6 protein-coding genes are annotated in these 6992 nt (G+C 72.4%); 1 reads left to right on the top strand and 5 read right to left on the bottom strand.

The features are described 5' to 3' along the window. Positions 1-175: 175 nt before the first annotated feature. The 4 genes from ACIQI7_RS24320 to ACIQI7_RS24305 form a co-directional block, all read right to left on the bottom strand. Positions 176-1303, bottom strand: a complete 1128-nt coding sequence (locus tag ACIQI7_RS24320) for a GuaB3 family IMP dehydrogenase-related protein (protein WP_387756394.1) — start codon at positions 1301-1303, stop codon at positions 176-178. A 168-nt stretch (positions 1304-1471) separates the two neighbouring features. Next, positions 1472-2974 (bottom strand): IMP dehydrogenase, encoded by a 1503-nt coding sequence (gene guaB, locus ACIQI7_RS24315; RefSeq protein ID WP_401113232.1) that lies wholly within the window; start codon positions 2972-2974, stop codon positions 1472-1474. 263 nt (positions 2975-3237) lie between these two features. Further along, a complete protein-coding gene (locus tag ACIQI7_RS24310; protein ID WP_401113230.1) occupies positions 3238-3954 on the bottom strand; it encodes a sigma-70 family RNA polymerase sigma factor in 717 nt (238 codons plus the stop codon). Positions 3955-4289: 335 nt separating this feature from the next. Continuing rightward, positions 4290-4901, bottom strand: a complete 612-nt coding sequence (locus tag ACIQI7_RS24305) for a response regulator transcription factor (RefSeq protein WP_014136228.1) — start codon at positions 4899-4901, stop codon at positions 4290-4292. A gap of 564 nt (positions 4902-5465) precedes the next feature. Here ACIQI7_RS24305 and ACIQI7_RS24300 point away from each other — a divergent pair. Further along, the gene (locus ACIQI7_RS24300; RefSeq protein WP_350735776.1) at positions 5466-5792 is read left to right on the top strand and encodes a WhiB family transcriptional regulator; all 327 of its coding nucleotides are present in this window, start codon (positions 5466-5468) and stop codon (positions 5790-5792) included. 99 nt (positions 5793-5891) lie between these two features. On the opposite strand, the gene ACIQI7_RS24295 is transcribed toward ACIQI7_RS24300, so the two are convergent. Next, positions 5892-6890 carry a LysR family transcriptional regulator gene (locus tag ACIQI7_RS24295; protein ID WP_401113227.1) on the bottom strand — a complete coding sequence of 333 codons (999 nt, stop codon included), beginning with the start codon at positions 6888-6890 and terminating at the stop codon, positions 5892-5894. Between the last annotated feature and the right edge of the window lie 102 nt (positions 6891-6992).

Raw genomic sequence — 6992 nt, 5'->3', positions numbered from 1 at the left:
CCCCAGCCCCCACCCCCAGAACCGGCAGTCTGAAAATCACCCAGCCCCCGCAGCACCCACCCCCGGAGCCGCCCCCGGCCCCCCACCCTCCCGAAAGCCCACCCCCCGAACAAGAACCCCCCACAAACCCCGAAGGCCCCCACCGTCACCCGGCAGGGGCCCCCATCGACAAACCTCAGCGGTGATCCAGCGCCGGATTCACCGTCACCTCGACCCGCTGGAACTCCTTGAGCTCCGTGTACCCCGTCGTGGCCATCGCCCGCCGCAGCGCACCGAACAGGTTCATCGTCCCGTCCGGAGTGTGCGACGGCCCGGTCAGGATCTCCTCGGTGGTCCCGACCGTCCCGAGGTCCACCCGCTTGCCCCGCGGCAGCTCCTCGTGGACGGCCTCCATCCCCCAGTGGATCCCCTTGCCCGGAGCGTCGGTGGCCCGCGCCAGCGCGGCCCCGATCATCACCGCGTCGGCGCCGCAGGCGACCGCCTTCGGGATGTCCCCGCTGTACCCGACCCCGCCGTCCGCGATGACGTGCACGTAGCGCCCACCGGACTCGTCCATGTAGTCGCGACGGGCGGCCGCCACGTCGGCGACGGCGGTGGCCATCGGCACCTGGATGCCCAGCACGTTCCGGGTGGTGTGGGCCGCGCCCCCACCGAACCCGACCAGCACCCCGGCGGCGCCGGTCCGCATCAGGTGCAGCGCCGCGGTGTACGTGGCGCACCCGCCGACGATCACCGGGACGTCCAGCTCGTAGATGAACTGCTTGAGGTTGAGCGGCTCGGCGGCACCGGAGACGTGCTCGGCCGAGACGGTGGTGCCGCGGATGACGAAGACGTCGACGCCGGCGTCCACGACGGCCTTGGAGAACTCGGCGGTGCGCTGCGGCGACAGGGCCGCGGCGGTGACCACGCCGGAGTCGCGGACCTCCTGGATCCGCTGCTTGATCAGCTCGGCGCGGATCGGCGCGGAGTAGATCTCCTGGAGCCGGCGGGTCGCGGTGGACTCGTCGGTGATCGAGGCGATCTCGTCCAGCAGCGGCTGCGGGTCCTCGTAGCGGGTCCACAGGCCTTCGAGGTTCAGCACGCCCAGACCGCCGAGGCGGCCGATCTGGATGGCCTGCTGCGGCGAGACCACGCTGTCCATCGGGGCGGCCAGGAACGGCAGCTCGAAGCGGTAGGCGTCGATCTGCCAGGCGATCGAGACCTCCTTCGGGTCCCGGGTACGGCGGCTGGGGACGACGGCGATGTCGTCGAAGGCGTACGCCCGTCGGCCGCGCTTGCCTCGCCCGATCTCGATCTCAGTCACTTCGAGCCCTTCTGCTTTGTTGCTCATGCCTGCCGGGTCACCCCGACCGCACCCCAGTATCCCGTACTGCCGCTGGTCCCGCCCCGACGGCCCGCGCCCGGACGCCCGGACGGCCCGAGGGGCCCGCCGCCGCGGTGCGGCAGCGGGCCCCTCGGTGGTCCGGCGGTGTCAGCGGGCCGAGTAGTTCGGCGCCTCGACGGTCATCTGGATGTCGTGCGGGTGGCTCTCCTTGAGGCCCGCCGAGGTGATCCGGACGAACCGGCCCTTGCTCTCCATCTCGGCGACGGTGGCGGCGCCGACGTAGCCCATGGTCTGGCGCAGACCGCCGACCAGCTGGTGCAGCACGGCCGACAGCGGGCCGCGGTAGGGCACCTGGCCCTCGATGCCCTCGGGGACGAGCTTGTCGTCCGAGGCCACCTCGGCCTGGAAGTAGCGGTCCTTGGAGTAGGAGCGCCCCTGGCCGCGGGACTGCATGGCGCCCAGCGAGCCCATGCCGCGGTAGGACTTGAACTGCTTGCCGTTGATGAACATCAGCTCGCCCGGCGACTCCTCGCAGCCGGCCAGCAGCGAGCCGAGCATCACGGTGTCGGCACCGGCGGCGAGCGCCTTGCCGATGTCGCCCGAGTACTGCAGGCCGCCGTCGCCGATGACCGGCACGCCGGCCGCCTGGCAGGCCACCGCGGCCTCGTAGATGGCGGTGATCTGCGGGACGCCGATGCCGGCGACCACGCGGGTGGTGCAGATGGAGCCGGGGCCGACGCCGACCTTGACGCCGTCCACGCCGGCGTCGATCAGCGCCTGGGCGCCGTCGCGGGTGGCGACGTTGCCGCCGACCACGTCGATCTTGACGGCCGACTTGATCTTCGCGATCCAGGCCAGCGCGTTGTGGCTGTGGCCGTGCGAGGTGTCCACCACCAGGAAGTCCGCACCGGCCTCGACCAGGGCCTGGGCCCGGTCGAACGCCTCGGCGCTGGCGCCGACGGCGGCGCCGACCAGCAGCCGGCCCTCGGCGTCCTTGGCGGCGTTCGGGTACTGCTCGGCCTTGACGAAGTCCTTGACGGTGATCAGGCCCTTGATCCGGCCCTCGTCGTCGACCAGCGGAAGCTTCTCGATCTTGTGGCGGCGCAGCAGGGCCATCGCGTCCACCCCGGAGATGCCGACCTTGCCGGTGATCAGCGGCATCGGGGTCATGATCTCGCGGACCTGGCGGCTGCGGTCCGACTCGAAGGCCATGTCGCGGTTGGTGACGATGCCGAGCAGCTTGCCCGCCTCGTCGGCGATCGGCACGCCGGAGATGCGGAACTTGGCGCACAGGGCGTCGGCCTCGGCCAGGGTGGTCTCCGGGCCGACCGTGATCGGGTCGGTGACCATGCCGGACTCGGACCGCTTCACCAGGTCGACCTGGTTGGCCTGGTCCTCGACGGACAGGTTGCGGTGCAGCACGCCGACGCCGCCCTGGCGCGCCATCGCGATGGCCATCCGCGACTCGGTGACCTTGTCCATCGCCGCGGACAGCAGCGGAATGTTGACGCGCACGTTCCGGGAGACCCGCGAGGAGGTGTCCACCTGGTTCGGCAGCACCTCGGAGGCCCCGGGCAGCAGCAGGACGTCGTCGTACGTGAGCCCGAGCATGGCGAACTTCTCGGGTACGCCTGCGGCGTTGTAAGACATTTGGGGGGTACCTTCCGTGGCCGGCCTTATCCGCTCACGCCCTGAGGGTGGGGGCGCATTCATCGCTCACTCGCGCAGACCGCCGAAGCCGGGTGCAATGGGAGGATCCTCCAAGGGGACCCCGCGCGCACCCGTCAAACTTTGGCAACCCGCCCAGGCGCCGATACCCCATGGTACTGGCACCGCGAATGTGTCCTCGTGTGCCCTTGACAACAACCCCGCACCATGGACCATTCCACCGCGAGCGGCGGGAACGGCACAGGTCAGGAGGACTCCTCCGCGAGCGCCCGCAGCCGGCTGAGCGCCCGGTGCTGGGCCACCCGGACGGCACCGGGCGACATCCCGAGCACCTCGCCGGTCTCCTCCGCCGACAGTCCGGCGGCGACCCGGAGCAGCACCAGCTCGCGCTGACGGGCCGGCAGGTTGGAGAGCAGTTCCTTCGCCCAGGCCGCGTCGCTGCTCAGCAGCGCCTGCTCCTCCGGGCCGAGCGCCTCGTCCGGCACCTCCGGCAGGTCGTCCTGGGGCACCACGGTCGAGCCGGGCCCGCGCATCGCGGCCCGCTGGAGATCGGCGATCTTGTGCGCGGCGATCCCGTAGACGAAGGCCTCGAACGGGCGCCCCTGGTCCTTGTACCGGGGCAGCGCGCAGAGCACCGCGACGCAGACCTCCTGGGCGACGTCGTCCACGTGGTGCCGGGCCCCGCCGGGCAGCCGGACCAGCCTGGCGCGGCAGTACCGCAGGGCCAGCGGGTGGACGTAGGCGAGCAGCGCGTCGATCGCCGGGCCCTCGCCGCGCACGGCGGCCGCGACCAGCTCGCCCACCAACGGGGAGCCGCCCTTGCCGAGCACCGGCGGGCGGTCCGGCCCGGTCGCACCGGCGGAACCGCCGGGTTCGGCGTACGACGGATCGTGACCCGGACCGGAGGGCTCGGCCTCCACCGGGTCCGCCTGGCCGGCCGTACCGGCGACGTCGTCGCGCATCGGTCCATGGTGCCTGGTCGAGCGGGAAAACGCGGCACCGCGTCCGGAGTTGTGCACCGGAACGTTATGCGCTGCGGCACCGTGCGGCATGCCGTGCACCACCGGCCCCTCCTGCACCGTGCCGCCTCCCGCCCCGCCGCCGTCGCTGGTACCGTCCGTCGCGCCGTCCGCCGAGTGTCCTGCGGCTGCGTGGTTCGCCGCAGTGCCTGTCCGCTGGTCCCCGAGGTGCTCCACTCCTCCATGGTGCAACCTCGGGACCGTAACGTCACACGCCTGTGCGGCGTCCGCTCCGGGAACCGCCGGCGGCACGCCGCAACCGGCGGCGCCGCCGGTGGTCAGCGGACCAGGCCCCAGCGGAAGCCCAGCGCCACCGCGTGCGCCCGGTCGGAGGCCCCGAGCTTCTTGAAGAGCCGTCGGGCGTGGGTCTTGACGGTGTCCTCGGAGAGGAACAGCTCGCGGCCGATCTCGGCGTTGCTGCGGCCGTGGCTCATGCCCTCCAGCACCTGGATCTCACGCGCCGTCAACGTCGGCGCCGCGCCCATGTCGGGGCTGCGCAGTCGGCGCGGGGCGAGCCGCCAGGTCGGGTCGGCGAGGGCCTGGGTGACGGTGGCCCGCAGCTCGGCGCGCGAGGCGTCCTTGTGCAGGTACCCGCGGGCGCCCGCGGCCACCGCGAGCGCGACGCCGTCGAGGTCCTCGGCGACGGTGAGCATGATGATCCGCGCGCCCGGGTCGGCGGACAGCAGCCGCCGGACCGTCTCGACCCCGCCGAGGCCGGGCATCCGGACGTCCATCAGAACGAGATCGGAGCGGTCGGCCACCCAGCGGCGGAGGACCTCCTCCCCGTTCGTCGCGGTGGTGACCCGGTCCACACCGGGTACGGTCGCGACCGCGCGGCGAAGCGCCTCGCGGGCGAGCGGGGAATCGTCGCAAACGAGAACGGAAGTCATGACCGTCGTCCTCCGCAGCTGATCCGCGTCACGTTGAGCCTCCTGGCTGGTACGAACCTCTCCGACACGGCCGATCGGCGACAGACTCCGTGCTGATCGCCCCAACCTGCCCGCGATCGTTCCCGACGTCCGGCGCCCGCTAACCGCCTCCGCACTTCCAACGACCGTCACTCGAATGAGTTACGGCCTTCGGGGCCATCTCCACCACTGTACGTGGCCGACCCGTTACCGATCAGCCGCATCGCGGTGCACACGCCGCTCTTTTGCGCAGCTCGCGCGCGGTCGGCGTACGACCCGCACACCGGCCCGGCACGCCGCGCGCCCCTCGGGCCACCCGATTGCCACGCCCGCGCCCGGCGGACCCCTTGCCCACTATGCCCTTTTTTATAGCTTTCGTATGGTCATTGACTGTTGTGCCAGTGTGTGGGTGACTTGTCCATGGAGTTGCCTTAAGTCATATTTCCAGGTGTCCACACCAGTGCATCGAAGCCCCGCCGCACCGCTCGGCAGCCAGCCCCGCCGAACGCCCGGCCGACGGCCGACAGCCTCTGAAGGGAATGAGCCATGGCAGATTTCTCCCGCCTCCCCGGTCCCAACGCGGACCTCTGGGACTGGCAGCTCTCCGCAGCCTGCCGTGGCGTGGACAGCTCGCTCTTCTTCCACCCCGAGGGCGAGCGCGGGGCCGCGCGCAGTTCGCGCGAGGCCAGCGCCAAGGAGGTGTGCATGCGCTGCCCGGTGATCGCCGAGTGCGCGGCGCACGCGCTGGCGGTCCGTGAGCCGTACGGCGTCTGGGGCGGGATGACCGAGGACGAGCGCGAGGAGATGCTGGGACGCTCGCGGCACCGGCTGGTCGAGGTTCCGCTGACCCCGCCGGCGGTCGCCCGGCGCTAGACCCGTCTCCATGAGCGCCGTGAAGAAACGTTTCCTCGCGGCGCTTCAGCCTGTCGGCTCACTGTACGTACAGGACCACCGCGGCCCCGTCACCCACCGTCAGCGCGTGGCGGCCGCCCCCGCCAGCCGCTCCAGCATCAGCGCCACGGCCGGCACCTCGGCCAGGTCCGGCAGGGTCAGCGCGACCACCTGGCGCACCGCGGGCGCCCCGGAGGCCGTCCGCACCGGCACCGTCGACACGCCGTCAGGACGCACCGACTGGAGCGCCAGCCGGGGCAGCACCGCCACCCCCAGCCCGGCCGCCACCAGGCCGACCACCGCCGGATAGTCGTCCGTCGCGAAGTCGATCCGGGGCTCGAAGCCCGCGCCGGCGCACAGCTCCACCAGGTGCCCCCGGCACTGCGGGCAGCCGGCGATCCACTGCTCCCCCGCCAGCTCGGCCAGCTCCACCGCCCCGCCGCGCCCGCCCAGCGGGTGGTCGGCGGGCAGCAGGCCCACCAGTGGGTCGTCCAGCAGCGGGGTGACCACCAGATCGGACCAGTCGGTCCCGGCGGTCAGCTGCTGCGCCTCCAGGTTGGCCTCGGCCCGGGCCTCGCGCGGCGTGCCGTGGGCGGGCGCCGGGGCCGCGGCGACGCCCTCGGACTGCGGGTAGCGGAAGGCCAGCGCGATCTCGCACTCGCCGCCGCGCAGCATCGCCAGCGACTCCGGCGGCTCCGCCTCGACCAGCGACACGCGCACCCCGGGATGGCCGTCTCGCAGCCGGGCGACGGCGGGCGGCACCAGGGTGGAGCTCGCGGTCGGGAAGGAGACCAGCCGCACCCGCCCGGCCCGCAGCCCGGCGATCGCGGCGACCTCCTCCTCGGCGGCGGAGAGCCCGGCCAGGATTCCGGTGGCATGCTTGAGCAGGACCCGGCCGGCCTCGCTGAGCTGCATCCCGCGGCCCGAGCGGACCACCAGCGGGGTGTCCACCGACTTCTCCAGGGCCTTCATCTGCTGGCTGATGGCGGGCTGCGTACAGCCCAGCTCGCGGGCAGCGGCGGAGAAGGAGCCGGTGCGGGCGACGGCACGCAGGACGCGCAGATGGCGGGCCTCGATCATGCCTTATTTATAAGGCAATCTTTGGAATCTGCAAAATTCTACTGATAGTTGAAGCATGGGCGAACGCCGGAGGCCCGGTCCGCTCCCCCTCGCGGGGCGCGG

Source organism: Kitasatospora sp. NPDC092039 (assembly GCF_044756065.1).
Classification (GTDB): Bacteria; Actinomycetota; Actinomycetes; order Streptomycetales; family Streptomycetaceae; genus Kitasatospora.
The sequence above is the reverse complement of the archived record's forward strand: the minus strand, read 5'-3'. Positions and strand labels throughout refer to the sequence as shown.

What these genes read in the sequence shown, in the direction of transcription:
- ACIQI7_RS24305 (WP_014136228.1), bottom strand. Translation starts at nt 4,901, where the DNA reads ATGACTTCCGTTCTCGTTTGCGACGATTCCCCGCTCGCCCGCGAGGCG.
- ACIQI7_RS24310 (WP_401113230.1), bottom strand. Translation starts at nt 3,954, where the DNA reads ATGCGCGACGACGTCGCCGGTACGGCCGGCCAGGCGGACCCGGTGGAG.
- ACIQI7_RS24295 (WP_401113227.1), bottom strand. Translation starts at nt 6,890, where the DNA reads ATGATCGAGGCCCGCCATCTGCGCGTCCTGCGTGCCGTCGCCCGCACC.
- guaB (WP_401113232.1), bottom strand. Translation starts at nt 2,974, where the DNA reads ATGTCTTACAACGCCGCAGGCGTACCCGAGAAGTTCGCCATGCTCGGG.
- ACIQI7_RS24300 (WP_350735776.1), top strand. Translation starts at nt 5,466, where the DNA reads ATGGCAGATTTCTCCCGCCTCCCCGGTCCCAACGCGGACCTCTGGGAC.